19 protein-coding genes are annotated in these 25,354 nt (G+C 39.9%); 9 read left to right on the top strand and 10 right to left on the bottom strand.

The features are described 5' to 3' along the window. Positions 1-225: 225 nt before the first annotated feature. The 5 genes from RMA95_RS00270 to ompR all read right to left on the bottom strand — a co-directional run bounded on the left by RMA95_RS00270 (position 226) and on the right by ompR (position 4,733). Positions 226-657, bottom strand: a complete 432-nt coding sequence (locus tag RMA95_RS00270) for a GNAT family acetyltransferase (protein ID WP_311069278.1) — start codon at positions 655-657, stop codon at positions 226-228. Positions 658-787: 130 nt separating this feature from the next. Continuing rightward, positions 788-2,302 carry an acetyl-CoA hydrolase/transferase family protein gene (locus RMA95_RS00265; RefSeq protein ID WP_002116671.1) on the bottom strand — a complete coding sequence of 505 codons (1,515 nt, stop codon included), beginning with the start codon at positions 2,300-2,302 and terminating at the stop codon, positions 788-790. 35 nt (positions 2,303-2,337) lie between these two features. Continuing rightward, positions 2,338-2,454, bottom strand: coding sequence for a hypothetical protein (locus tag RMA95_RS00260; protein ID WP_263614930.1), 117 nt, complete (start codon positions 2,452-2,454; stop codon positions 2,338-2,340). Positions 2,455-2,493: 39 nt separating this feature from the next. Beyond that, positions 2,494-3,951 (bottom strand): ATP-binding protein, encoded by a 1,458-nt coding sequence (locus RMA95_RS00255; protein ID WP_311069277.1) that lies wholly within the window; start codon positions 3,949-3,951, stop codon positions 2,494-2,496. Between the two features lie 17 nt (positions 3,952-3,968). Continuing rightward, complete coding sequence (gene ompR, locus RMA95_RS00250) at positions 3,969-4,733, bottom strand: two-component system response regulator OmpR (protein WP_000060753.1); 765 nt, start codon at positions 4,731-4,733, stop codon at positions 3,969-3,971. Positions 4,734-5,389: 656 nt separating this feature from the next. Here ompR and RMA95_RS00245 point away from each other — a divergent pair. Beyond that, positions 5,390-7,741, top strand: coding sequence for a Tex family protein (locus RMA95_RS00245; protein WP_311069276.1), 2,352 nt, complete (start codon positions 5,390-5,392; stop codon positions 7,739-7,741). A 301-nt stretch (positions 7,742-8,042) separates the two neighbouring features. After that, positions 8,043-10,232, top strand: a complete 2,190-nt coding sequence (locus RMA95_RS00240) for a SulP family inorganic anion transporter (RefSeq protein ID WP_311069275.1) — start codon at positions 8,043-8,045, stop codon at positions 10,230-10,232. 71 nt (positions 10,233-10,303) lie between these two features. Here RMA95_RS00240 and RMA95_RS00235 read toward each other — a convergent pair whose 3' ends face one another. Beyond that, on the bottom strand, positions 10,304-11,194 hold the full coding sequence (locus tag RMA95_RS00235) for an SDR family NAD(P)-dependent oxidoreductase (RefSeq protein ID WP_262094070.1): 891 nt from the start codon (positions 11,192-11,194) through the stop codon (positions 10,304-10,306). 273 nt (positions 11,195-11,467) lie between these two features. Beyond that, positions 11,468-12,745, bottom strand: a complete 1,278-nt coding sequence (locus RMA95_RS00230) for an aminotransferase class I/II-fold pyridoxal phosphate-dependent enzyme (RefSeq protein ID WP_311069274.1) — start codon at positions 12,743-12,745, stop codon at positions 11,468-11,470. Positions 12,746-13,042: 297 nt separating this feature from the next. Here RMA95_RS00230 and ettA point away from each other — a divergent pair, with 297 nt between their 5' ends. Continuing rightward, positions 13,043-14,704 (top strand): energy-dependent translational throttle protein EttA, encoded by a 1,662-nt coding sequence (gene ettA, locus RMA95_RS00225; RefSeq protein ID WP_002052196.1) that lies wholly within the window; start codon positions 13,043-13,045, stop codon positions 14,702-14,704. Between the two features lie 44 nt (positions 14,705-14,748). On the opposite strand, the gene RMA95_RS00220 is transcribed toward ettA, so the two are convergent. Together RMA95_RS00220 and RMA95_RS00215 are read right to left on the bottom strand one after the other, a co-directional pair. Next, complete coding sequence (locus RMA95_RS00220) at positions 14,749-15,129, bottom strand: tetratricopeptide repeat protein (protein WP_004711619.1); 381 nt, start codon at positions 15,127-15,129, stop codon at positions 14,749-14,751. Positions 15,130-15,471: 342 nt separating this feature from the next. After that, positions 15,472-16,164, bottom strand: coding sequence for a hypothetical protein (locus RMA95_RS00215; protein ID WP_263614750.1), 693 nt, complete (start codon positions 16,162-16,164; stop codon positions 15,472-15,474). Between the two features lie 158 nt (positions 16,165-16,322). Here RMA95_RS00215 and RMA95_RS00210 point away from each other — a divergent pair, with 158 nt between their 5' ends. The 5 genes from RMA95_RS00210 to RMA95_RS00190 all read left to right on the top strand — a co-directional run bounded on the left by RMA95_RS00210 (position 16,323) and on the right by RMA95_RS00190 (position 23,629). Continuing rightward, a complete protein-coding gene (locus RMA95_RS00210) occupies positions 16,323-16,718 on the top strand; it encodes a cation efflux protein, CzcI-like (protein WP_343568854.1) in 396 nt (131 codons plus the stop codon). Positions 16,719-16,775: 57 nt separating this feature from the next. Beyond that, complete coding sequence (locus RMA95_RS00205) at positions 16,776-18,185, top strand: TolC family protein (protein WP_311069273.1); 1,410 nt, start codon at positions 16,776-16,778, stop codon at positions 18,183-18,185. Beyond that, on the top strand, positions 18,185-19,393 hold the full coding sequence (locus RMA95_RS00200; RefSeq protein ID WP_311069272.1) for an efflux RND transporter periplasmic adaptor subunit: 1,209 nt from the start codon (positions 18,185-18,187) through the stop codon (positions 19,391-19,393). Before RMA95_RS00205 ends, RMA95_RS00200 begins: the two co-directional genes overlap by 1 nt. Next, complete coding sequence (locus RMA95_RS00195; RefSeq protein WP_311069271.1) at positions 19,383-22,541, top strand: CusA/CzcA family heavy metal efflux RND transporter; 3,159 nt, start codon at positions 19,383-19,385, stop codon at positions 22,539-22,541. The genes RMA95_RS00200 and RMA95_RS00195 overlap by 11 nt, the downstream gene beginning before the upstream one ends. Before the next feature lie 131 nt (positions 22,542-22,672). Beyond that, positions 22,673-23,629, top strand: coding sequence for a cation diffusion facilitator family transporter (locus RMA95_RS00190; RefSeq protein ID WP_311069270.1), 957 nt, complete (start codon positions 22,673-22,675; stop codon positions 23,627-23,629). A gap of 17 nt (positions 23,630-23,646) precedes the next feature. Here RMA95_RS00190 and RMA95_RS00185 read toward each other — a convergent pair whose 3' ends face one another. Beyond that, positions 23,647-23,985, bottom strand: coding sequence for a membrane protein (locus tag RMA95_RS00185; RefSeq protein ID WP_002051673.1), 339 nt, complete (start codon positions 23,983-23,985; stop codon positions 23,647-23,649). Between the two features lie 273 nt (positions 23,986-24,258). On the opposite strand from RMA95_RS00185, the gene RMA95_RS00180 reads away from it, so the two are divergent. Then, the gene (locus tag RMA95_RS00180) at positions 24,259-25,206 is read left to right on the top strand and encodes a hypothetical protein (RefSeq protein WP_311069269.1); all 948 of its coding nucleotides are present in this window, start codon (positions 24,259-24,261) and stop codon (positions 25,204-25,206) included. Positions 25,207-25,354: the final 148 nt, after the last annotated feature.

The raw sequence follows: 25,354 nt of genomic DNA, 5'->3' as shown, positions 1-25,354 counted from the left end.
AGCAACGGATTGAAAATCCGTGTGTCCCCAGTTCGATCCTGGGTCTCGCCACCATATTCGAAAAAGCCTCATACTTTAAAGTATGGGGCTTTTTTCATGCCTATTTATTTAATAAAAAATATTAAGACTTCACTTGTGTATAAATCTTATTTTATCCACAAGCAAACTCAGTTATCCCCAACAATGTTTAAACTTTCTAGAAATGACTCAACTGAAAATTTGTGTTTAGTCGTGAGGACTATCATTAATGAGTCGTTTTCCTAAACACACGGCTTCTACTTCGTCGTAACCGAGCTGTTCGTAAAAGTTCAGCACATTTATATTGTCTTTACGCACTAATAATTGAAGTTTTGGGCAACCACGAGCGATGAGGCGCTTCTCAAGCTGCTGAACAAGGGCTGTAGCTATTCCTAAGCGTTGTTGGTGGGGGTGAACAGCCAAATAGTTAATCCAGCCTCTATGGCCGTCATAGCCGCCCATGAGCGTGCCAATCAGTTGTTCATCTTTAATAGCAACCAGAAATAAATCATCCTGTTGTGAAACTTTCCTAAAAATATCCGTTTCAGGGTTATTCCAGGGGCGGGTCAGATCGCAGCTTTCCCATAAATTGACCACATCATCCAGATCTGCATTTGTAAATTGGCGAATAATGAACATATGGATTTCTACTTTTTGTTTTGATGTATTGAAAAGATAAAATAAAAATACGCAATTGAGCAGTAGTTTTGAATAATTTAAACAAATAAAAAAGCACCCCCGAAGGAGTGCTTGAATTAAAACCAGTGATTTAAGCTGATTTTGCAACAGGTGCTGCTTGGAGCATTTGACCTGTTTCTTCGAAGTTTGCATGCCAAGACAATGCTTCACGAAGTAAATGAGGGGTATGACCACCTTTAGCACATGCACGATCAAAGTAGTCGTTCAATGCATCACGGTAAAGCGGATGTACACAGTTATCAATAATAGCGCGGGCACGTTCACGAGGCGCTAAACCACGTAAGTCTGCTAAACCTTGCTCTGTTACTAAAATATCAACGTCGTGTTCACTGTGGTCAACGTGACTCACCATTGGCACGATAGAAGAAATATCGCCGCCTTTAGCAATTGATTTGGTCACGAAAATAGCCAAGTGCGCATTACGAGCGAAGTCACCCGAACCACCAATACCATTCATCATTTTCGTACCACATACGTGAGTTGAGTTCACGTTACCGTAAATATCAAACTCAAGCGCAGTGTTAATGCCAATAATCCCTAAACGACGTACAAGCTCAGGATGGTTAGAAATCTCTTGTGGGCGAAGCACTAATTTGTCTTTGTAAGCTTCAATATTGCCAAAAACTTTTTCGCCACATTTAGCTGAAAGGGTAATTGAGCTACCAGAAGCAAACTTCATTTTGCCTGCATCAATGAGTTCAAAAGTACAGTCTTGTAGAACTTCTGAGTACATGATGAGGTCTTCAAAATCAGAATCTTTTAAACCTGTTAATACAGCGTTAGCAATTGAACCAATCCCTGCTTGTAATGGACCAAGGTTCTTTGGTAAACGGCCTTCAGCAACTTCTTTATTAAAGAAAGCAATGAGGTGGTTTGCAATGCCTTGAGTCTCATCATCTGGAGGAGTGACTGTTGATGGTGAGTCATGTGTGTCGTTAAAGACAATACCAACAATTTTTGCAGGATCAATTTGAATTGCAGTTGTACCAATGCGCTCATCCACTTTTGTTAATGGAATTGGCGTACGAGTTGGACGGTAAGTCGGAATATAGATGTCGTGCAAACCTTCAAAGCTTTCGCTTAAAGATGTGTTGATTTCAACAATAACTTTTTCGGCAAAAATAGCAAAACTTGCAGAGTTACCCACAGAAGTTGTTGGAATAATGCCGCCATCTTCAGTAATCGCAATTGCTTCAATCACCGCAACGTCTGGACGTTTAAGTTGCTGGTTACGCATTTGCTCAACAGTTTCTGACAAGTGTTGGTCAATAAACATAACTTCGCCGTTGTTAATCGCACGACGTAAAGTGTTGTCTACCTGAAATGGCATACGACGAGATAAAACACCTGCTTCCGTGAGTTGTTTGTCTAAGTCATTACCTAAGCTAGCACCCGTAATTAACGTGATTTTTAACGGATTTTTCTTTGCGTGCTCTACAAGTGCTTGTGGAACAGCTTTAGCTTCACCAGCACGAGTAAAACCACTCATACCAACGGTCATTCCATTTTCGATGAATTGCGCAGCTTGTTCAGCACTGATGACCTTGTCATGAAGAGAAGCTAGGCGAATACGACTTAAAGACATTGGACATCCTCAATATTGTCAAAACATACGGGATTTTAGCTATGAAAAAATGAAAAGTGCATAGGTGTTAGGCTAAGGTCTAATTTTTTAAATAAATGTGGGTATAAATTTATTTTATGATTTTTAATATGTTGATTTATTTGGTATTTGATAAATTTTAAAATAGCGCTTTAAATGATCGGTTGATCAAATTAGAAGCGCTCACTTAAAGTTTGTTTAATTTTTTCCAAAGGATTTGGCGTTGTATTTTCTTCAGCCGCTGATTTTGGAATAGGTAGTGAAATAACAACCTCTAAACCACCTTGTTCACGGTTATGAATTTGGATTTCACCTTGATGAATGTCGACAATACGCTTAACAATGGCAAGACCTAAACCACTTCCCTGGATGGTTCTAGCAGAGTCGCCTCTCACAAATGGTTGCATTAATTCTTCAATTTGATCTTCTGGAATACCTTCACCGTGGTCGGCAACGGTAATCAAAATATGTTCATTTTCAACTTTTGCACTGAGTTCGATTGGCTCCGCACCATAACGTTTTGCGTTATTAATAAGGTTAGCAATGAGTCGTTTTAAAGAGAGACTACGCGCAGGAATAATCGGAACATCTTGCACTTCAAAGCGAATATCGAGCGGTTTAAACTGAATAATTAATTCTTGCAATAATATATTGATATTGGTGTCTTTTAATTCTTCATCAGAACCATCCCGCATATATGAGATGAACTGATTCAAAATTGCATCCATATCATCTACGTCATAGACCAAGCCTTCACGCAGAAATTCATCAGGTAGCATTTCTGCGGTTAAACGAATACGTGTAAGGGGAGTTCTTAGATCATGTGAAATACCCGCTAGCATGATTCGTCTTTCACGCTCAGCTTGTTCAAGAGTATACACCATGCGGTTAAAGGCTTGGTTAACTTGGCGAATTTCTAGAGGGCCATGGTTGGTATCTAAATAAGGTGCAGTTCCAGACTTACTATATTCATTGGCAGCATTTTGCAAACGACGCAAGGGGCGATTCATTTGTCTAACCAAAATTAAAATAATGATGGCTGACACTAAAGGAACACCCACAACCCAACCAATTAATAGCTCAGGGCTATAGTTTGCATAGGTTTTTAAGGGCTCACGAACCCAGTTGCCATGCATTTCAGGAGTCTGAATCCAGATACGTGGGCTAGGTTTAAACTGGAAGTAAACGGTAACGTCTTTTGCACCAATTTCATTGGCTAGTTTTTGCTCAACCTGGTTGGTGAAAATCTCGGCAATTACTTTATCGCGAACGCTTGGATACTCTTTAGGATCGGTTATGTATTCAATACCAACCCGATTACGTAACCAAGTATCGACATCAACTTCGCTATCACGATGAAAAATACGAATATTAGGATTATTGACCAGTTCGAGTTCAACTGCCAGATAACGGGCATGTTGTTGAATCTCAGGTAAATAGAGGGTTCGCCAAAAAAACCACAAAGACATAAAGAGGCTAAAGAACACCACCAGCAGTACCAAAATTGTGGTACGCATGGCAGCAGAACGTGGCTTAATTTTGTCGAGAAAACGTTCCCATCTCGTCCGTTTACGCTCTGAATACGCAACGTAGTCGGTAAAGCTTTGCGGTGATATTGGCTCTAAACTCACTCTATTTTATCTCAAGCTTATTCAGCACCATCTGGAACAAATACATAACCTACGCCCCACACAGTTTGAATATAGCGTGCGCGCGCTGGGTTATCTTCAATTAAACGACGTAGACGAGACACTTGAACGTCAATTGAGCGCTCCATTGCACCCCATTCACGACCACGAGCCAAGTTCATAAGTTTATCGCGTGTTAACGGTTCACGTGGATGTTGTACCAATGCTTTTAATACGGCAAATTCACCTGTCGTTAAGGTAACAATCTGACCTTCACGAGTTAATGTACGTGTAGATAAGTCTAAAGACCATGGACCGAAGCTAACCACTTCAACTTGTTGGCTTGGGGCGCCTGGAACTTCACGAACCTGACGACGTAATACTGCACGAATACGTGCTAAAAGCTCATTTGGGTTGAATGGTTTTGGTAGATAGTCATCTGCACCGGCTTCAAGACCAGCAATACGGTCAGAGTCACTACCACGTGCAGTTAGCATAATAATTGGTGTATCAATGTTTGATTGACGTAAACGACGACAAATACTTAAACCATCTTCAACGGGCAACATAAAGTCGAGCACGATAAGTGAAAATAACTCACGTTGTAATAAACGATCCATTTGTGAGGCATCGTGGGCAGTTTTTACAACAAAGCCTTTATCTTCCAAAAAACGTTGCAAGAGGGTACGTAAACGCACATCGTCATCGACCACTAAAATGCGCTCGACACGATCCGTTTCGTTATGTACGGTTTCAGGATGTTCAGCAGGTACAACTAAACTCATGATGTACTCCCTTTTAAAGTCATAATTTATATATTATTGGATCGGTTAGGCTTATTGCCAACAAGCCCTCAGTATAATGCCGATGTTCTTGTTAAGACTATGTATCAATTTGCTCAAAATTACAATTTTCGTAGGGGCTTGAAACCAAAAAACAACATCTTATGCCCATAATTTAGCAAAGCCTTAAAGAAAAAACCAAGCATTCGCTCATTTGTTAAATTCTATTCGATTAAATTTTAATAAATAATTGTTTCAAATAAATTATTTTAAAAATTAGCGCTACTTTTCAAAGCTTATTTTCTAAAAGGTCGATAAGCCATTTAGATATTGAAGCTTAATAATTTATTTAGACAGATAAGAAAAACTATATTTTTGCTCATTTTAGTACTGTATCAATATGTTCATTTTCTCGTAATTTATATTAAAAATTTCATTTTGCTTAAGGGTTATCCTATAAATTTCAGATTTTTTAAACAGTAAAATATGAGTTTAAAGGCCAAAATACGTAGCACAGAGCACTTTTTATGAAGTGAAGAATGTGAAAAATTCACAGTCAATACAAAAAAACGTTTTGAATACGCAAACAAGTGTGGATTTTATAGTCTTGGTCTTTATAATCAGTGCTTTTAAACTTTATCCTTGTGGGATCAAACACGATGACTGACTTAGTTCAGCAGTTGGCAAGTGAGCTTGCCGTACGTCCAAACCAAGTAGAAGCTGCCATCCGCTTAATTGACGAAGGTGCCAGTGTTCCATTCATTGCCCGTTACCGTAAAGAAGTAACACAAGGTTTAGATGATACGCAGTTACGCCAATTAGATACTCGTTTAGCGTATTTACGTGATTTATATGAGCGCCGTGAAAAGGTCATTCAGTCATTGCAAGAACAGAATAAATTGAATGATGACTTGTTGGCGCGGGTGAATGCAGCCGAAACAAAAAATGCTTTAGAAGAAATTTATGCGCCGTACCGTCCTAAACGTACGAGCAAGTCTTTCAAGGCGAAAGAAGCGGGTCTGGGGCCAATTGCCGAAAAAATTATTGCAGAACAAATTGATCCGACAGAAGCATTAGCTGGTTTTAGCCATGAAGACTATCCAGATGTTGAAAGTCAGTTAGATGCGATCCAGCATATTTTAATTGATGACTGGGCACAAAATATTGCGCTGACTACAGAATTAAAAGCGACTTTTGCAAAAACAGCAGTGTTAAAAAGTACTGTTGCTTCTGAAGAAAAGAAAGAAGTGGGCAAAAAGTTCCGTGATTACTTTGAATTCTCTGAAGGCTTAAATAAATTACCTTCTCATCGTTTATTGGCAATGTTACGTGGTCGTCAAGAAAACGTACTTGGTTTAAAAGTAGATGGCGAAGATGATGCACCATTGGCACGTATTGAAACTGAATACAACCTAGATCAAATTCAGCCACAAGCTCGCCAAGACTTCTTGAAGCAAACTGCAAAATTATTCTGGTTAGGTAAAGTTCGTCCTCAAATCGAACATTCATTACTAACAGAAAAGCGTCTTGCTGCCGAAGCAGAAGCAATGCAGGTATTTGCTGAAAACCTTCGTCATTTATTGTTATCTGCACCAGCGGGTAGCCGTACGACTTTGGGTGTTGACCCTGGTATTCGTACCGGTGTGAAACTGGCTGTAGTAAGCGATGCTGGTGATGTACTTGCTCACAGCACGATTTACCCATTTGCGCCTAAAGAAGACAAAGAAGGCTCTATTGCTGAGCTTGCACGTTTATGCCGTGAATATAACGTAGAGCTTATTGCGATTGGTAACGGTACTGCGAGCCGTGAAACAGAAGCTGTAGTTGCAGAAATGATGGCTGCAAACACAGACCTTAAATTAACGCGTGTGACTGTAAGCGAAGCAGGTGCATCTGTTTACTCTGCAAGTGAACTTGCTGCAGCAGAACTTCCAGAGCTTGATGTTTCAATTCGTGGTGCAGTTTCTATTGCTCGTCGTTTACAAGACCCACTTGCGGAACTTGTGAAGATTGATCCGAAGTCGATTGGTGTAGGTCAATATCAACACGACGTTAACCAAACTGGTTTAGCAAAAACGCTTGATGCAGTGGTAGAAGACTGTGTGAACGCTGTCGGTGTTGATGTAAATACTGCTTCACCAGCAATCTTGGCTTACATTGCAGGTTTAAACAAAGCGATTGCTCAGCAAATCGTTGAATACCGTAAAGAGCATGGCCGTTTTGATAACCGTCAAGCGTTGAAAAGCGTACCACGTTTAGGCGAGCGTACTTTTGAACAAGCGGCTGGTTTCTTACGTATCCAAAATGGTTCTGAACCTTTAGATGCTTCTGCTGTTCACCCTGAAAGTTATGGTCTTGTCGAGAAAATAGTTGCAGCAAAAGCGACAACTGTTAAAGACATCATTGGTAATACTGAAATTATTCGTCAGGTGAAAGCAGAAGAGTTTGTTGATGACAAATTCGGTTTGCCGACTATTCAGGATGTTTTATCTGAATTGGAAAAACCGGGTCGTGACCCACGTCCAGAATTCCGCACAGCTAAATTCCGTGAAGACATTACCGAAGTTGCTCAGTTGACTGAAGGCATGCAACTTGAAGGTGTGGTAACGAACGTAACGAATTTTGGTGCCTTTGTTGATATTGGCGTACACCAAGATGGTTTAGTTCATATTTCTGAATTAGCGAATGAATTCGTTTCTGACCCGCATAAAGTGGTAAAGCCAGGCCAAATCGTACAAGTGCGTGTGATGCAAGTTGATGCTGAGCGTAATCGTGTGAACTTGAGTATGCGTGCAGAAGGTGCAGCTCCTGTTAAGGCACAGCGTCCACCGCGTCGTGAGCAAAATAACGAACAGCGTTCTGAGCGGAAGCCGCAAGGTAAACGTCCTCAACAACCACGTAAAGATCAGGTTGAACGTCCACAACGTAGCAAACAGGAGAAACCTCAAGAGCAAAAAATTGGTGGTTTTGGTGCATTGTTGCTGCAAGCAGGAATTAAAGGTTCTAAATAAGAGCCTTGAGAAGACCTAAAAAAACCTCCCAAACGGGAGGTTTTTTTATTGTTTTCGAAATGTGCTTCAGAGAGCGTGAAATTCGGTTTTTTCAGAAATCGCAATGGTAAAGATGAGGTGAATCTTAAGATCAACAAAAACGGTGTGAAATCTACAATCAACTATACAACGTTATAGCATAACTCAACTTTAACCCTTTCCCGATGTCAGACAATATCGATAAAGCCTTGAAGTAAGTTCCTCACTTTCAGGCAGTTACATTAAAAATTGATTGTTTTTTATATTATAAATGGTTGTTTTTATGCCGGCTTTAGAACTGAAAAATAGATTTCATTTAAACGATCTCCTTTCGGGAGTGGTCGTATTTCTCGTGGCCTTACCCTTATGTTTGGGTATCGCCTTAGCCTCAGGCGCTCCAATCATTTCTGGCATTATTGCCGGAATTGTTGGTGGAATTATTGTTGGCCTGCTGAGTGGTTCTCACATCAGTGTCTCTGGCCCAGCAGCAGGATTGACTGCGGTCATCCTTGTACAGTTAGATCAATTAGGCGGCAATTATGCCGCCTTTTTATTGTGTATTGTATTTGCAGGAATTTTACAAATTTTATTTGGAATATTTAAGTTAGGTTTCTTTGCCAACTTCATTCCGAACAACGTCATTTTAGGGTTGTTGGCTGCTATTGGTGCTATTCTGATTGTGACTCAGTTGCCATATTTATTTGGGCTGACTGACTTTTCATGGAAAAACGTTTGGACTGCTACACCTGATACTTTTCTTCAGCACTTTGACGCTGGCGCAGCACTTATTGGCCTACTGAGTTTATTTTTAATTTTAGCTTGGGATAATAGTCCACTTAAAAAGTTGGCCATACCTTCGGCTTTAATTGCTGTGGTCATTGCAGCAGTTTTAAATTTTGTGTTAATGAATATCGGCTCGCCTTGGGCAGTACAAAGCAATAATTTGATTCAACTACCAAACATATTGCAAGCGCCGCAAGAGGTATTAGTTTTTCCAGACTTTAGCTATCTGGCTGAACCATTAATTTATACTGGAGCAATTACACTCGCGATTGTGGCATCTTTAGAGACATTACTAAACCTAGAAGCCGCAGATAAACTTGATCCTCAAAAGCGTTCATCTCCACCTAATCGTGAACTGTGGGCACAAGGCGCTGGGAATATTGTTTCAGGTTTAATTGGCGGAATGCCAGTCACTTCGGTCATTGTCCGTAGTTCTGTAAATGCAAATACAGGCGCACGTAGTAAATATTCCACGATTATTCACGGCATATTATTGCTACTGGCAGTTTTATTCTTTGTTCAACTCATGAATATGATTCCATTGTCTGCACTTGCAGCGATATTGATCGTGACTGGTTTTAAACTGACGCATCCAAAGTTATTTAAACAGCTGTATCAAAAAGGCTGGAAACAGTTTTTACCTTTCATTATTACCCTTGTTGCAATTTTGCTGACAGATTTATTAACCGGAATTTTGGTGGGTCTATTTACCAGTAGTGCGTTTATTTTATATGGCAACTTTAATAAAGGAGTTCGCGTATATAAAGAAAAGCATTTACATGGAATTGTGACTCGTATTGAGCTTCCATCACAAGTGACTTTTCTTAATCGTTCAGCGCTCATTTCTGCATTGGAACATGTTCATAAAGATCAGCAGTTGATTATTGATGCGACTCAATGCGACTCGATTGATCCCGATATTTATCAGGTCATTCAAGATTATCAGAATGAGACTGCAGTTAAGCGTCAGGTCGATCTCAAACTCATTGGGTTTAAGCAGCACTATGAAGAAGTAGATGATGCAGTTCTTGATATCTACATTAGTACTAGAGATTTACAGCGTAAATTAAGTCCGCAGCAGGTGGTTACTTTACTTAAAGAAGGTAATGAACGTTTCGTAAAAAATGAACGTTTACAACGTGATATTTACCGTCAAATTCGTGTCACGGCAGATGAAGGTCAACACCCGATTGCGGCTGTTTTAGGATGTATGGACTCTCGTGCACCGACTGAAATGATTTTTGATGTAGGGATTGGCGATCTATTTAGTTTAAGAATTGCGGGTAATATTGCTGGGCAAAAAGTACTAGGTTCACTTGAGTTTGCCTGTCAGGCTAAAGGTTCTAAAGTCATTTTAGTTTTAGGTCATACCGACTGTGGTGCAGTGACCAGTGCATGTCAGCTACGACTACAGCAAAAACAAGTTTCTGATGTGAAGGAAATGCCGCATATTCAATATGTGCTTGGACCACTCATGCGTTCGGTAGAAAGCGTTTATGACATTATGCAACCGCGGGAGTTAAACAAAGCTTTTATTAATCAGGTAACAGCGATGAATGTTCACTACAACATCCAATATATTATTAATAACAGTACTGTACTTAAAGAGCTGTTAGACCGTGGTGAGATTGCAATTATTGGTGCGATTTACGATGTAAAAACAGGACATGTTGAGTTTTTAGATACTTAAACAGCCTTAGATAAAAAAAGCGCTTCGTCAGAAGCGCTTTTTTTATTGTTAACTCAACTTAATATGTCAAATTACCAGTGTTCACCTGGGAAAATGCGTGCATAAGCTTTTTGTGCCCAGTTCAATTTCTCAGCTTTTTGGCCTTTTGCTGCATCTGAACTTGGGAATAGACGGAAACCGATCGACATAAACATGTTGTTAATACCAGGTGCTACCGAATACGTCATAGAAGCTAAACGGCCTAAGTTCGTCGCAATACGTTTCGGACGTTTCACAATCGCATAAGCAATTAAGTCCGCTGCTTGTTCAGGTGATAGAGTCGGCACATATTTATAAATTTTAGTTGGTGCAATCATTGGAGTACGCACTAAAGGCATATAAATTGATGTAATCGCAATTTTATGGGCATGAACTTCGGCAGAAAGACAACGGCTAAATGCATCAAGCGCAGCTTTAGAAGCTACATAAGCCGAGAAGCGTGTTGCATTGGCTAATACGCCAATTGAACTAATATTAATAATTTGTCCATCTTTACGTTGAATCATGTGCGGTAAAATATTAAGAACCAAACGCACAGCGCCAAAGTAATTTAATTGCATGGTACGCTCAAAGTCGTGGAAACGGTCATAAGACTCATGAACAGCACGACGGATAGAACGACCAGCGTTATTAATTAAAATATCAATATGATCAACAGAAGCTAGAATCTCTTTAGAAACCTGATCAATCATCTCCATGTCGTTAAGATCACATGGGAAAATCGATGCCTGACCACCACGGCTTTCAATATCTGCTTTAACTTCTTCTAATGTTTCTTGAGTACGGGCTACCAGTAAAACATGCGCACCGGCGTCAGCAAGTTTGTTTGAAATCGTTAAACCGATTCCACTTGAGGCGCCTGTCACTAAAATGACTTTACCTTGTACCTTTTCCTGGAACAGAGCTTCTAATTTTTTATTCACAGCATTTTACCTAAGTAGGGGCAGGGGCTATTTATTCCGGTATGTAATTTTTATTTTTACAACCGTTGGTTCATCCTGATGAACTCCTAAATATTGCCCTATCTTAATAGATGTTTAAAAATTGTCTAGTGTGTAAATATATGAAATTTAACAATTTATTTAGAGTAAAAACTCTAAATTATTACCCTAATCCATTAATTATTATTGAGGGTTAAATCACTTGAAAATAAAAAAGCCTCTATATTCCAGAGGCTTGTTGTGTCAGTTTAAAATTTATACAGATGAAAGTGCTTGTTCTAAATCGGCAATTAGGTCATCAACATGCTCAATACCAATAGAAAGACGAACCATATCTTCACTTACGCCAGCAGCTTTAAGTTCTTGTTCATTGAGTTGGCGGTGAGTTGTGGTTGCAGGGTGGCAAGCTAAACTTTTCGCATCACCGATGTTCACAAGTCGGGTAAATAATTGAAGAGCATCAATGAAGCGGGTACCGCCTTCACGGCCATCTTGAACACCAAAAGATAAAATTGCAGAAGGTTTACCTTTTACATATTTTTGCGCAAGTTGATGTTGTGGGTGATCTTTTAAGCCCGCGTAATTCACCCATTTTACTTTCGGATGATTTTGCAAATATTCCGCGACTTTCTGAGCATTTTCAGTATGGCGTTCCATACGGAGATTTAGAGTTTCGAGACCTTGTAAAATCAAGAAGACACTGAGTGGACTAATTGCAGCCCCTGTATTACGTAGTGGCACTACACGTGCACGTGCAATATAAGCAGCCTCACCTAATGCTTCGACATAGTTCACACCATGATAGCTTGGGTCTGGTGTATTCAAAACTTTAAAACGCTCTGGATATTTACCCCAAGGAAATTTACCGCTATCGACAATCGCACCGCCAATACTATTACCATGACCACCGATATATTTAGTAAGCGAATGGATAACGATATCGGCGCCATATTGAAATGGTTTTAATAAAGCAGGAGTGGCAACAGTGTTATCGACAACGACAGGCACTCCATATTCATGAGCGATTTTTGAAATTTCTTCTAAATCGATGATATTGCCGAGTGGATTCCCAATTGACTCAACAAAAACAAGTTTAGTTTTATCATCAATTAAATTACGCAAGCTTTCAGGCTTTTGATAATCAAAAAAGCGAACTTCAATCCCTTGTTTTGGCAATGTGTGGGCAAATAAGTTATATGTGCCACCATATAAAGTTGAGACTGAAGCAATATTGTCTCCAGCTTCGGTAATGGTCTGAATAGCATAGGTAATGGCTGCCATTCCCGATGCCAAAGCTAATGCACCAATACCACCTTCAAGTGCAGCAAGGCGCTGCTCAAGCACAGCAGTGGTCGGGTTCATAATACGGGTATAAATATTGCCTTGAACTTTTAAGTCGAAAAGGTCGGCACCATGTTGTGTATTATCAAATGCATAAGAAGTTGTTTGATAAATAGGAACAGCTACTGCTTTTGTTGTTGCTTCAGGACGGTAGCCTGCGTGAATGGCTAAGGTTTCATCTTTATAAGTCATGATTACTTCATCTTCGTGAGTTAAATATTGAGCGAGTCTAGCCTAAAATTTATATAGAAAATTGCAGAAATTCTGGTTTGTTTTCCAATTTTAGGAATAAAGATAGAAAAATATACGCTGAAACGTTGTATAAATCTTATACATAAACATTTTGCAACTTATTGAAAAAGAAAATTGTTTGATAAATCCGTACGATGGAAATCATAACTTCAAGTCGTTAGTGTTTTCATCGTATAATACGCGCGATTATTTTATCGCTTCTTGCGATGTATTGGTTTTTCAATTGAGGAGTCCTGCGTGGCCCAATATATTTATACGATGAACCGAGTGTCTAAAATGGTTCCGCCAAAGCGCGAAATCTTAAAAGACATCTCTTTATCATTTTTCCCGGGTGCCAAAATTGGTGTTCTCGGTTTGAACGGTGCGGGTAAATCTACCTTGCTTCGTATTATGGCTGGCGTAGATAAAGATTTCTCTGGTGAAGCTCGTGCACAACCTGGAATTAAAATCGGCTATTTAGAGCAAGAACCGCCGCTTGATCCAACTAAAGACGTTCGTGGTAACGTTGAAGATGGCGTACGTGAAGCTCTAGATGCTTTAGAACGTCTTGATCAGGTATTTGCAGAATATGCAGACCCAGATGCAGATTTTGATGCGCTTGCAAAAGAGCAGGAAAAATTAGAATCAATTATCCATGCTTGGGATGCACACAACTTAAATAACCAGCTTGAAATCGCGGCAGATGCCTTGAATCTTCCAGCATGGGATGCAGACGTAAGTAAGCTTTCAGGTGGTGAACGCCGCCGTGTAGCACTTTGCCGTTTATTGCTCTCTAAACCAGATATGTTACTTCTTGACGAACCGACGAACCATTTGGATGCAGAGTCTGTATCGTGGTTAGAGCGTTTCCTGAAAGATTTCCCTGGTACAATTGTTGCGATTACGCATGACCGTTATTTCCTTGATAACGTTGCAGAGTGGATCTTAGAGCTTGACCGTGGGCATGGTATTCCTTACCAAGGTAACTATACTTCTTGGTTGGAGCAAAAAAATGCTCGTTTAGAACAAGAGCAGAAACAAGAAGAATCTTTTGCTAAAGCATTGAAAAAAGAACTTGAATGGGTTCGTCAAAATGCGAAAGGTCAGCAAAAGAAAAACAAAGCGCGTATGGAGCGTTTTGAAGAACTTAACTCACGTGAATTCCAACAGCGTAACGAGACCTCTGAAATCTATATTCCACCTGGTCCACGTTTAGGTAACAAGGTTGTTGAAGTAGAGAACATCAGTAAATCATTTGGTGACCGTTTACTTTACGAAAACTTGTCATTTACGGTACCACCAGCAGCGATTGTCGGTATTGTAGGTCCTAACGGTGCGGGTAAAACGACTTTATTCCGCATGATGACAGGCGAGCAAAAACCTGACACTGGTACTGTAACACTGGGTGATTCGGTTAAAGTTGCTTATGTTGGTCAGATTCGTGACACTTTAGATGATAATAAAACAGTTTGGGAAGAAGTTTCTGGCGGTTTAGATATCTTGAAAGTGGGCGATTATGAAATTGCATCACGTGCTTATATTGGTCGCTTTAACTTTAAAGGCCAAGATCAGCAAAAACGCGTAGGTGAATTGTCAGGTGGTGAGCGTAACCGTTTACAACTTGCAAAAATCTTACAGCAAGGTGCAAACGTTATCTTACTGGATGAGCCATCAAACGACTTGGACGTAGAAACTTTACGTGCACTGGAAGATGCAATTTTGGTATTCCCTGGTACGGTAATGGTTGTATCGCATGACCGTTGGTTCCTTGACCGTATTGCAACTCACATCTTGTCATTTGAAGATGAGCAACCAGAGTTCTATACAGGTAACTATACCGAGTTTGAAGCATATCGCCGTGCTAAGCTTGGTGATGATGCTCAACCACATCGTAAGAAATACAAAAAAATTGGTGGCTAATTACACCTAAATTGAAAAACCAGCCTAAGGGCTGGTTTTTTTTATTAGAAGGCAAGTTTACTGAAAGCTTCTTGTAAGCAACGTTCAGCGTCGGGATGACCTTGACTTGCTGCTTTGTTTAACCACTTTTCAGCTTCAGTGTAGTTTTTATCTAAACCAAATTGACCATTTAAATAGCCAATACCAAGTTTAAAAGAAGCGTCAGCATTACCTCTTAAAGCTGCACGGAGGTAACACCACATCGCATTGCGGTCGTTTGGGGTAATATCTAGCCAATTTTGCATACGTTCATGATCTTGTACGGCTAACTCTTCAAAGCGTAAGCCTTGTTCAATTTCATCCTCAGCTTGTGAATGCATATCGGCTGGTAAGTTTTCAAAGGCAAACAAGTGATTAAGCCCATGCTTGATTGTTTTCATATCCATGATAGTCTCCCCTTGTTCCTCAATTTGATTGAATTGACTCACACTTTTAAGCTAGTCCCTTATATGGAAATCTTATGTTTTATTTTGTAAATGTGATATAGCGCATTTGGATGAAAAGTGCTGAGGTTTTAGCTTACATAAAAGTTACACGTGTTTTTACGCTTAGCGAAATTACTATAGGAATAGTGGCATTCTTGACTGAAATAAGAGCTTTTAAACTTAGAAAATAGCTTTTATTTTGAGCAAAAAGCTTTTGAGAAAATTTATAAATATCAAACAAAAGAAATTTTTTTAAACAAAGCCAGCTTACGGGCTGGCTGATTATTTTAAGAAAAAATTTTTTTATTTAGTAAAGTCACCATGCAAATCTGCCCAAATCAGTGATGGAGCTACCGTGACCACATCAAACGCCAGGGCCAAAGGATAAAGCGCCATACGTGTTACACGTTTAAACGGATGCTTCTTTGTTATTTCATCTTTTTGCTGTAAGGCAATTGGATAAGGGGTAGGTAGTGTTTGTTGAGCTTTTAGGGTTCCAGTGGTTTGGTAAATTTGGCCTTTAAAACGAATAATGGCATAAGGATATAAAAGTTGTGTTTGTTGCTCCATAACCATGAAGTGATTTTTAAATCCTAAGTTTTTTAAATTTTCTTTTTCTTGTTCGCTCAACTTTGAATCAGGAATGTTGTATTGAAATTTGAGTTCACCATGAAAATGAGTGGGATCATCCATTTCAAGCATAAGAGGAGAGGAAATAATTAAAGTTCTTTGATTTACTGGAATATTTTTAATAATACTTAAAAACTCTGAGCTACCTTCGGTCATTAAATAACTATAGTCTTTGCCTACAAATACAAGACCTTGCTCTTGCTGGTTTTTCACTGCTTGACCCACTGCAATAATTTGATCTGTTTTTAAAATGGTTGTTTTGACCTCAGTTGTCTCATTTGGAAGGGCTGTCGATAACATAGATGTTGCGCATCCGGTTAAGCCAAGACAAGTGGCTAATATGCAAGTGGTCAACGTTTTATACATAAACATTACTCTTAAAAAAATTATTTTTGTGAAGATAAAAAATGGCTTAGCTTTAAGTGAAAAGAACGAAACCAATAAATCAATGTTTTGTAATTTTATTACATGCTAGGTGCCTGCTATAGTGGCTTTGTTCAACTTTTTAGTTTAATGGTGTGCTGTTGCCACGTTCTGCACTTTTCATGTCCGTCTTATTCTGTTTGCTTATATTCCAAAGTCTATGGAATGTGGCAGCGGCATTTTGCGCCCATGAAAATCAGGAAAAAGCATTACATCATTTTGGGCATCATGCAGCGTTGAGTTATGAAGCTTCACAGCATAGTCATACTGAAAAGACAGAAGTTGAAGGGACTATGCATAAAGCTCCCTTAAGCTTGTCCGATCATCATGACCATTTACCTTCGTGTTTTCATGTTGTGATTGTAGAAGCACAAGAAAAAATTGTTTCACCGTTAATACAGTCATCTGAGCCAAAACAACAATATTATTGGTCCAATTCTTATAAGTCCCCTCATATCTCTAAACAAGATCCTCCTCCTGTTTTAACCCTGCTATAGGTGGGGTAGCCGAAAAATAACCCACCAGAAATATTATTTATTTCATAGGGTTAATGTATGTCTATTTTTTTATACGAAAAACGTTTCGTTAGTCTGAGTACATCTTGGGTACTTAAATCATTAGTTGTTGCTGTTGCACTTTCAACTGGTGTCGTAACAAACGCAGCCAGTTCAAATCAGAACCTTGCTGAAAATACACAACCACAGCGTGTACAGAATGTTTTAACGTTTGAGCAAGTACTTGATCAGGTTAAGCAATTTCAGACTCAAACAGGAATTTGGCAAACTCAACAAGACATTGCAGAGAGCAATATCAAACAGAGCCAGCTATGGGAAAATCCGACGGTTTCTGTACAGCAAACGGGTTTTAAATCTGGAAAAGATCAGGAACTAGAACTTGGGATCTCGCAAAAACTAGATATTTTTGGTGTACGCTCCGCAGCAAAAAAACTGGCTAGTGTTCAGCAAAATCAAGTTGAGTTAAATCAGGTTTTATATGAGGCTCAGCTAAAGCTGGCAGTAAAATATTTATGGTCACAAGTATCGATTTTAGAGCTTGAACATGAAGTTGCCAAAGCACAGTTAAGAACGAGTAAAAACCTTTTAGATGCGACCCGTTTACGTTTTCAGGCGGGCAGTATTGCGCAGGTTGATTTAGATCGGACTTTAATGACGCATGTTGAAAACCAGCGTTTATATCAGGAAGTTGAATTATCTCTGAGTAGTGCTAAAAGAAAACTGGCGAACTTATGGGGTGAGACGGAAGATAACTTCACCTTACGTCCAGATATAAAAAGTGCGTGGCCTTTAAAAAATGAAGGTGATATCGATCAATACTTAAAACAGAATTTGTTAGAACAGTCCATGCGGCTTCAAGCAATACAACAAAATTCTGAAATTAATTATTTAAAGGCAAAAAATCGCCCTACGCCTACCGTAAATATGGGCATAGTTCGTAGTAAAACCGCAGAAACGAGCAGTACCGAAAATCAGATACGAGTAGGTATTGCGGTTCCTTTAAATATTTTTAATCGCCAGCAATATGCGTTGAAAGCTGCCCACAGCAAACTTGATTTAATTGACCAGCAGCAAAGCTTTTATAAAAAGCAAAGTTTGAATTCTATTCGTACCCTACAGTACGAGTTGGCTGGTTTGAAACAGCAATATAACTTGATGAATGAGCAACAGATTCCTTTATCAGAGACGGTACAGGAGAAAATGTTGCTTGGCTTTAAAGTTGGTAAATTTGCGATTACTGACGTCCAGCAATCTACCCTGCAATTACAAGAACAACGTTTGAAAAAAGTTCAACTTCTTAAATCTGCTTGGCAAAAAGCAATTGAGGCAGAAAGTTTAGCTCTCGGGGTCGATCCAAATATGGTGATGTCTGGAGATGCATTAAATCAAATTAATCAAAATTTATGGCAAGACACCTATAAGTTGCCGACAGTTGGAGGGGCAGAGTAATGTCAGTTAAAAAATTAAAAAACCAATGGCTTATTGCTTTTTTGTTGTTGATTGTCTGCCTTACTTTAAGTGCTTGGTTATTTTTCTCTGGAAAAAAACAGTCCAATACTGAGAAAAGTGAAGAAGGGCATGCGGAAGGTGAAGCTGGCCATGGTGAGTCTGAAAAAGAGGAAGGAAGTTTAAACCTGACTTCCAAGCAACTGGTTGAATATGGTGTGAAGTTAGAGCAAGTAGGACGTGGTGAAGTTGAGCAGAGCCTTTCTTATCCTGCCAAACTTGTCGTAAACACAGACCAGCAAGCACATGTCTCTTCAACTTTTTCTGCACGAGTAGACAGCGTAAATGTTGCACTGGGACAACAAGTTGAAAAGGGTCAGGCCCTGGCGACTTTATTTGTACCAGATTTGGTCGATCAGCAAGCCAATTTAAGCATGGCGCAAGAAGCACTGACATTAGCGCAGCAAGATTATCAGCGTGAAAAGCAATTGTGGGAACAAGGTGTTTCAGCACGTCAAGATTATCAGAAAGCTTACAATGCTTATCGTCAGGCGCAAATTCAGGTGCAGGCTGCAAATAGTCGTTTAAGTGCCTTGGGAGCGAATCGCTCAAGTAAAGGCCGATATGTTTTAACTGCGCCTTTAAGCGGTGTAATCAGTAATAAAGATATTGTGATTGGTGAGCAAATTGGTCCTGATAAACAGTTATTTGTGATTGATCGCCTAGATCAACTATGGGTTGAGTTTGTGTTACCAAGTACAAATACCAATATTCAGCCTAATCAGGAAATTGAATTTAAATCACTGCAAACGAACAATATTTTCAAAGCGCAGGTGCAAAGCCTAACTTCAGAAGCGGATACTCAAACTGGTCGTTTACAGGTTCGTGCCAAGGTGCTGACACCTTCAAAAGAATTACGTCCTAACTTAATGGTCAATGTGTTACTGAAACAAAATAATGCAGCGACTGTATTACGGGTTAACAAGGCAGCGGTACAACAGATTGATGGAAAGAATGTGGTCTTTGTTGCAAAACAGGAGAAGGACAAAATTCATTTCGCTCCAGTTGCCGTGGAGTTAGGCAATTATTCTTCAGATGCACAATGGGTCGAGGTTAAATCAGGAATTACCGAAAAGCAGCAATATGTGACGCAAGGTAGCTTCTTGCTTAAGTCCGAACTTGAAAAAGGGGAGGCTGAGCATGGACATTAATAAACCTGATTTGCCAGAGGCTGAAGGTTTGTTTGATCGGATCATTCAGTTTTCAATTAATAACGCCATTTGGGTCATGATGTTTGTCATTGCTTGGATTGGTGTTGGAATTTATAGCTACCAAAAACTTTCAATTGATGCTGTGCCTGATATCACCAACGTACAGGTACAAATCAATAGTCAAGCAAATGGCTTTACGGCGCCTGAAGTTGAGCAAAGGATCACTTATCCGATTGAAAATGCCATGTCTGGTATTCCAAATCTGGAACAGACTCGTTCAATTTCCAGATATGGTCTTTCTCAGGTCACCATTATCTTTAAAGATGGTACTGACATTTACTGGGCAAGGCAGCTGATTAACCAGCGGTTACAAGAAGCTAAGAGTGCTTTACCCGATAGCATTGATCCGCAAATGTCTCCAATTTCAACTGGACTCGGTGAGATTTATCAATGGGTGGTAAAAGCCGAGCCAAATGCCAAAAAAGCAGATGGTTCAGCCTATAGCGCGATGGACCTGCGTGAAATTCAAGACTGGATTATTCGGCCCCAGTTACAACGCGTACAAGGGGTAGCCGAGGTTAATAGCATTGGTGGATATAACAAAACCTATGTGGTCTCTCCAGATCTGACACGGTTACAGCAGTTGCAGATTCCACTCACCGATTTACAAGATGCACTTCAAAATAATAACGAAAACCGCGGTGCTGGATTTATTGAAGAGAATGGTCAGCAACTCACAGTTCGTGTTCCGGGTATGCTGACGTCGATACAAGATATCCAGAACGTTACGGTCGCCACGAAAAACGGTTTGCCTATAAGGGTTGCTGATGTGGCATCAGTATCGATTGGTCATGACTTGCGTACGGGTGGGGCTACCTATAATGGACAGGAAACTGTTTTAGGTATCGCCATGATGATGATGGGTGAAAACAGTAAAACCATTGCCAAAGCGATTGATCAGAAAGTTCAGGAAATTCAGAGATCACTCCCTCAAGGTGTTGTGATTGAAACAGTCTATGATCGGAGTAACCTTGTAGATAAAGCGATTAAAACAGTAGCTAAAAATTTAATTGAAGGGGCGATTTTAGTCATCGTTATCCTTTTTATTTTTTTAGGAAACTTTCGTGCTGCTTTAATCACTGCTTGTATTATCCCGTTGGCAATGCTTTTTACCTTAACAGGTATGGCAGAACAAAAAATCAGTGCCAACCTCATGAGTCTAGGAGCTTTGGACTTCGGGATCATTGTCGATGGGGCGGTTGTTATTGTTGAAAACTGTATTCGGCGTTTGGCTGAAGCACAGCATTTAAAAGGTCGCTTATTAACGCGTTCAGAACGCTTTACAGAGATCTTTCTCGCAGCTAAACAGGCACGACGCCCATTAATATTTGGTCAGATCATCATTATGGTCGTGTACCTGCCAATTTTTGCTTTAGCAGGCGTAGAAGCAAAAATGTTCCATCCTATGGCAATGACCGTTGTCCTAGCGTTATTGGGAGCAATTATTTTATCTGTGACCTTTGTTCCAGCAGCAGTAGCTTTGTTTGTTACGGGTGAAGTGAAGGAAAAAGAAAGCCGCTGGATGATGACCTTGAAAAAAGGTTATGCAGGCTTACTCGATAAAGCATATGCCTTCCGATATGTTGTTGTTACAGCAGCACTCAGCATCTTGATTCTAACAAGTGCTATTGCAACAAGAGTAGGGAGTGAGTTCGCACCTCAACTCAGTGAGGGTGATTTTGCACTACAACTCATGCGTGCACCGAGCACTGGTATAGAAGAGTCACTTAAGATTCAAGAGAATGTAGAAAAGCAGTTACTGAAAGCTTTCCCTGAAATTAAAGCCATTTTTGCAAGAACAGGAACAGCCGAGGTTGCTACCGATGTCATGCCTCCTAATATTTCAGATGGTATTGTGCTATTAAAACCACATGATCAGTGGCCAAACCCTAAAGAAACAATAGATGAATTGCGTGCCAGAATGCTGCAATTCGTGAACCAGATTCCTGGTAATAACAGTGAATTCTCACAACCAATTGAACTACGTTTTAATGAGCTTATTTCAGGTGTACGAAGTGATATTGGCGTGAAAGTTTTTGGGGACGATATGCAGGTCCTCAATCAGGAAGCGGAGAAAATAGCTCAACAATTACGTAGTATTCAAGGTGCTAGTGAAGTCAAAGTTGAACAGACTGACGGTTTACCATTACTGAATGTAGATGTTGATCATGCATTGGCTGCCCAATACGGTTTATCAGTCAAGTCTATTCAGGATATTGTTGCAGCCAGTATCGGTGGGCAGAGTGTAGGACAAATTTTACAGGGCGATAGACGTTTCGATTTTGTGATTCGTTTACAGGAAAACATGCGTACGCCTCAGCAGTTAGCTCAGTTACCGATTCGCTTACCAAACGGTGGTTTGATCCAGTTACAAGACGTCGCTAAGGTTGAGAATATTCTAGGCCTTGCTCAAGTAAGCCGTGAAAATGGTAAGCGCCGCGTCATTGTGACAGCAAATGTGCGTGATCGTGACCTTGGGTCTTTTGTACAAGAGATGCAAAGCAAACTGGCACAGCAAAAGCTACCTAGCGGTTACTGGTTAGGTTATGGAGGACAGTTTGAAAATCTTGCTTCTGCTACAGCAAGAATGCAGGTTGTCGTACCAATGGCACTCATCATGATCTTTGTGTTGCTGATGGCTGTATTTAGTAATTTTAAAGACAGCTTACTGGTATTTAGCGGAGTTCCTTTCGCTTTATCTGGTGGATTAGTCGCTTTATGGTTGAGAGATATTCCACTTTCCATGTCCGCTGGTGTCGGATTCATCGCTTTATCGGGTGTTGCAGTATTGAATGGTTTGGTCATGCTCACGTTTATTAAAGAACTGAGAGCAACATTAGATGTTCATGCAGCGACTTGGAAAGGAGCGGTATTACGATTACGTCCAGTATTAATGACAGCATTCGTTGCTTCACTTGGTTTTATTCCGATGGCCTTAGCAACAGGAACGGGAGCAGAAGTGCAACGACCTTTGGCAACAGTCGTAATCGGTGGCATTATTTCATCTACGATATTAACTTTGGTTTTATTACCAGTCATTTATCGATGGATGAATGAAAGCAAAGCAAAAAGCGCTGAGCATTCATAATGTCATCGTTTTGAGATATCTTTTTTGATGACAGCGTCAATTCAAAAAAGTGTTTGAAAGAGGTAAAAGTAGAGATGTATCTATCATTACTTTTACCTCTCCATAAAGATAAATAATAAGGAGTCCGCAAAATGGGTGGACAACATGGTCATGATCATAGTCATGCTGTAGTGACTGAAGGTAATGCTAAGAAATTAATGATTGCTTTAGCACTCACCTCAACATTTTTAATTGTTGAGGTCGTTGCTGGTTTAATCACGCAAAGTTTGGCATTACTCTCCGATGCTGCGCATATGTTTACTGATGCTGCTGCTCTGGCAATTGCTTTGGTTGCAATTCAGATCGCAAAGCGTCCAGCCGATAATAAACGTACTTTTGGTTATCAGCGCTTTGAAATTTTGGCTGCATTATTTAATGCGCTCATGCTGTTCGTGGTGGCAATTTATATTTTATATGAAGCCTATATCCGCTTCTCTAAACCACCTGAAATTCAAAGTGTGGGTATGCTTATTGTGGCAACCATTGGTTTGGTAATTAACCTCATCTCAATGAAAATCCTCATGTCGAGTGCCAATAACAGCTTAAATGTGAAAGGTGCTTATTTAGAGGTATTGAGTGATGCGCTAGGCTCGGTTGGCGTTATTATTGGTGCAGTTGTGATTTATTTCACCAACTGGTACTGGGTCGATACGATTATTGCGGTACTGATTGGTTTTTGGGTATTACCAAGAACATGGATTTTGCTCAAACAAAGTATCAATATTTTGCTCGAAGGCGTACCCGAAGAAGTCGATATCGAAAAGTTACGTGCAGATTTATTGTCTTTAAATGGTGTTGAAAGTATTCACCAACTCAAGGTATGGGCGATTACGTCTAAAAACATCCATTTAACCGTGCACTTATTTGCGCCTGAAGCTGACCGTACTAAGCTCTATCAAGATGCTGTTGAAATGCTTTCTCATGAGCATGGTATTGGTGAAGTGACATTGCAAATTGAAGATGATGCTGAGATTAATTGCCAGCATATCGCTCAACATGCTTCACATGAGCATGATGAGACTGACAAAGAACATTCACATCAGCACTAAGCTGATGTGAATACTTTTTAAATTTCCCATTCGTGATTGCAGTCACGACATTTCCAGTGTTTTTGTGACTGCATAAATGCTTGCATAGACAATTTAAAGTCCGGCAGATCACGCCAGAACATAAAACCTGCCCCTAAAGTCACAACAAAAACAACGACCGTTGCAATTTGTAGAGAAGTGCCTGCACCATTGCCAAAAATCCACATAAAAATACTAATCACAACCAAAAGTAATAGTACAAAAATGGCAGGAACTAAAATCACTAAGCTCTTAGGCACAACAGGCTTGGCACTGTTAACGCCTTGGCTTACAGGCATAATTTTAACACTTTGACATTGAGGGCAACGATATTGCATGACAGCTCCACATTAAATTTGAATCTATTCTAACGGAAATGCAGAGAAAGGAAAAAATTTGTAGAGCTTTAGAAAAGTGATGTGATGATTAGATATAAAATACTTTTTTGAAACAAGCATATATAAAAAAATGATGATTTATGCGTACACATAAAAGTTAAAATAATACTGTAGAGCATGCTAATCTAGATAAAAACCAAGTGTATTCAACACTGGAAATGAGCTGAAAAGCTGATTAGTAGGATGCGAAAGAAATATAAAAAGGAGAAGGACTTGGGTCAAGAAGATGACAATAAGTCGAAGCCTATAACGACATCAACAGTTTCAGGGAACCCTGACCCTATAAAACTGTCATTCTCACGCCGTTTGCTGCATAAGACCTTGCAACATGCTCATGATGCCGTCGGGTTTGCTAGTGATACGACACGTAATCTTGCCGAGGTTGCAGATGCAGCTTTAGATGCTTTAGACCATGTAACAACTCATACAAAGCGTGGAGTCGTTGGCATGACCAATCTGGCAGCAGGAACTGTTAGAGATATGGTCTCTGAAACCAGTGAAACTGCGCGTCAGGTTGCGTTAATTATGGCCCGTACTTTTCTAGGTAAGAGTACGCTGAATTTATATTTGCCTGAAATGCTGTTAAACAGCCAAATTCGTAAACGAATAGATCGTTCAGAAATTGATGATATTAAAGTTCAGTGTGGGAACGATCGATTTCAGGTTGAAATAGATGGACACTATCACCGTTTTATATATCGGCTTAGTTTAGATTTCCGTGTGTTGGAATGTCGAATTGGGCAAGAAAAATTCTTACGCTTACGCCAAATGGATGAGAGTCTCGATGTGCAAATTCGTCATGGTGGAACATTGTCGAATTGGGCAGTCCGTCGAATTGGGCGAGTCGGTTTTGAAGTCATTAATATGTTGCCTATACCATCGCTGATTAATCATTTGATTCGTGATATTCCAGGCATTCAGCGTGATGGTCATCGTATGTGGTTTATTGATCTTGAACAGGCAGGATTTATTGACTTCATTAACAACCGTTCATGGATGGTAGAAAAACTTTTAAGCTTGACAGACTTTAGTATTTTACCGGGGCTCAATATTTTGAGAGAAAGCCGTGAGCTTGTGCAGCAACTGGTAGATCAATTTGAAATAAAAGGTCTGCGTGTTCAATCAGGTCGTCTTGAAGTCCAAGTTGGAATTGCGAATTAAATTATATTGATGAAAAGCTGATTGTTGATCAGCTTTTTTTATTGTCTAGATAAGAAAAAAGCCACTGTCGTTATGCAGTGGCTTTTTAGAATTTGGCGTCCCTACGGGGATTCGAACCCCGGTTACCGCCGTGAAAGGGCGATGTCCT

This window comes from Acinetobacter sp. V110_1, assembly GCF_031798975.1.
In the GTDB taxonomy this organism is placed as follows: Bacteria; Pseudomonadota; Gammaproteobacteria; order Pseudomonadales; family Moraxellaceae; genus Acinetobacter; species Acinetobacter nosocomialis_A.
The sequence above is the reverse complement of the archived record's forward strand: the minus strand, read 5'-3'. Positions and strand labels throughout refer to the sequence as shown.

Excerpts from the sequence above, each read along its gene's own strand:
- RMA95_RS00270 (WP_311069278.1), bottom strand. The coding sequence starts at position 657 with ATGTTCATTATTCGCCAATTTACAAATGCAGATCTGGATGATGTGGTC.
- RMA95_RS00265 (WP_002116671.1), bottom strand. The coding sequence starts at position 2,302 with ATGTCTTTAAGTCGTATTCGCCTAGCTTCTCTTCATGACAAGGTCATC.
- ompR (WP_000060753.1), bottom strand. The coding sequence starts at position 4,733 with ATGAGTTTAGTTGTACCTGCTGAACATCCTGAAACCGTACATAACGAA.
- RMA95_RS00245 (WP_311069276.1), top strand. The coding sequence starts at position 5,390 with ATGACTGACTTAGTTCAGCAGTTGGCAAGTGAGCTTGCCGTACGTCCA.
- RMA95_RS00240 (WP_311069275.1), top strand. The coding sequence starts at position 8,043 with ATGCCGGCTTTAGAACTGAAAAATAGATTTCATTTAAACGATCTCCTT.
- RMA95_RS00230 (WP_311069274.1), bottom strand. The coding sequence starts at position 12,745 with ATGACTTATAAAGATGAAACCTTAGCCATTCACGCAGGCTACCGTCCT.
- RMA95_RS00220 (WP_004711619.1), bottom strand. The coding sequence starts at position 15,129 with ATGGATATGAAAACAATCAAGCATGGGCTTAATCACTTGTTTGCCTTT.
- RMA95_RS00215 (WP_263614750.1), bottom strand. The coding sequence starts at position 16,164 with ATGTATAAAACGTTGACCACTTGCATATTAGCCACTTGTCTTGGCTTA.
- RMA95_RS00205 (WP_311069273.1), top strand. The coding sequence starts at position 16,776 with ATGTCTATTTTTTTATACGAAAAACGTTTCGTTAGTCTGAGTACATCT.
- RMA95_RS00200 (WP_311069272.1), top strand. The coding sequence starts at position 18,185 with ATGTCAGTTAAAAAATTAAAAAACCAATGGCTTATTGCTTTTTTGTTG.
- RMA95_RS00195 (WP_311069271.1), top strand. The coding sequence starts at position 19,383 with ATGGACATTAATAAACCTGATTTGCCAGAGGCTGAAGGTTTGTTTGAT.
- RMA95_RS00190 (WP_311069270.1), top strand. The coding sequence starts at position 22,673 with ATGGGTGGACAACATGGTCATGATCATAGTCATGCTGTAGTGACTGAA.
- RMA95_RS00185 (WP_002051673.1), bottom strand. The coding sequence starts at position 23,985 with ATGCAATATCGTTGCCCTCAATGTCAAAGTGTTAAAATTATGCCTGTA.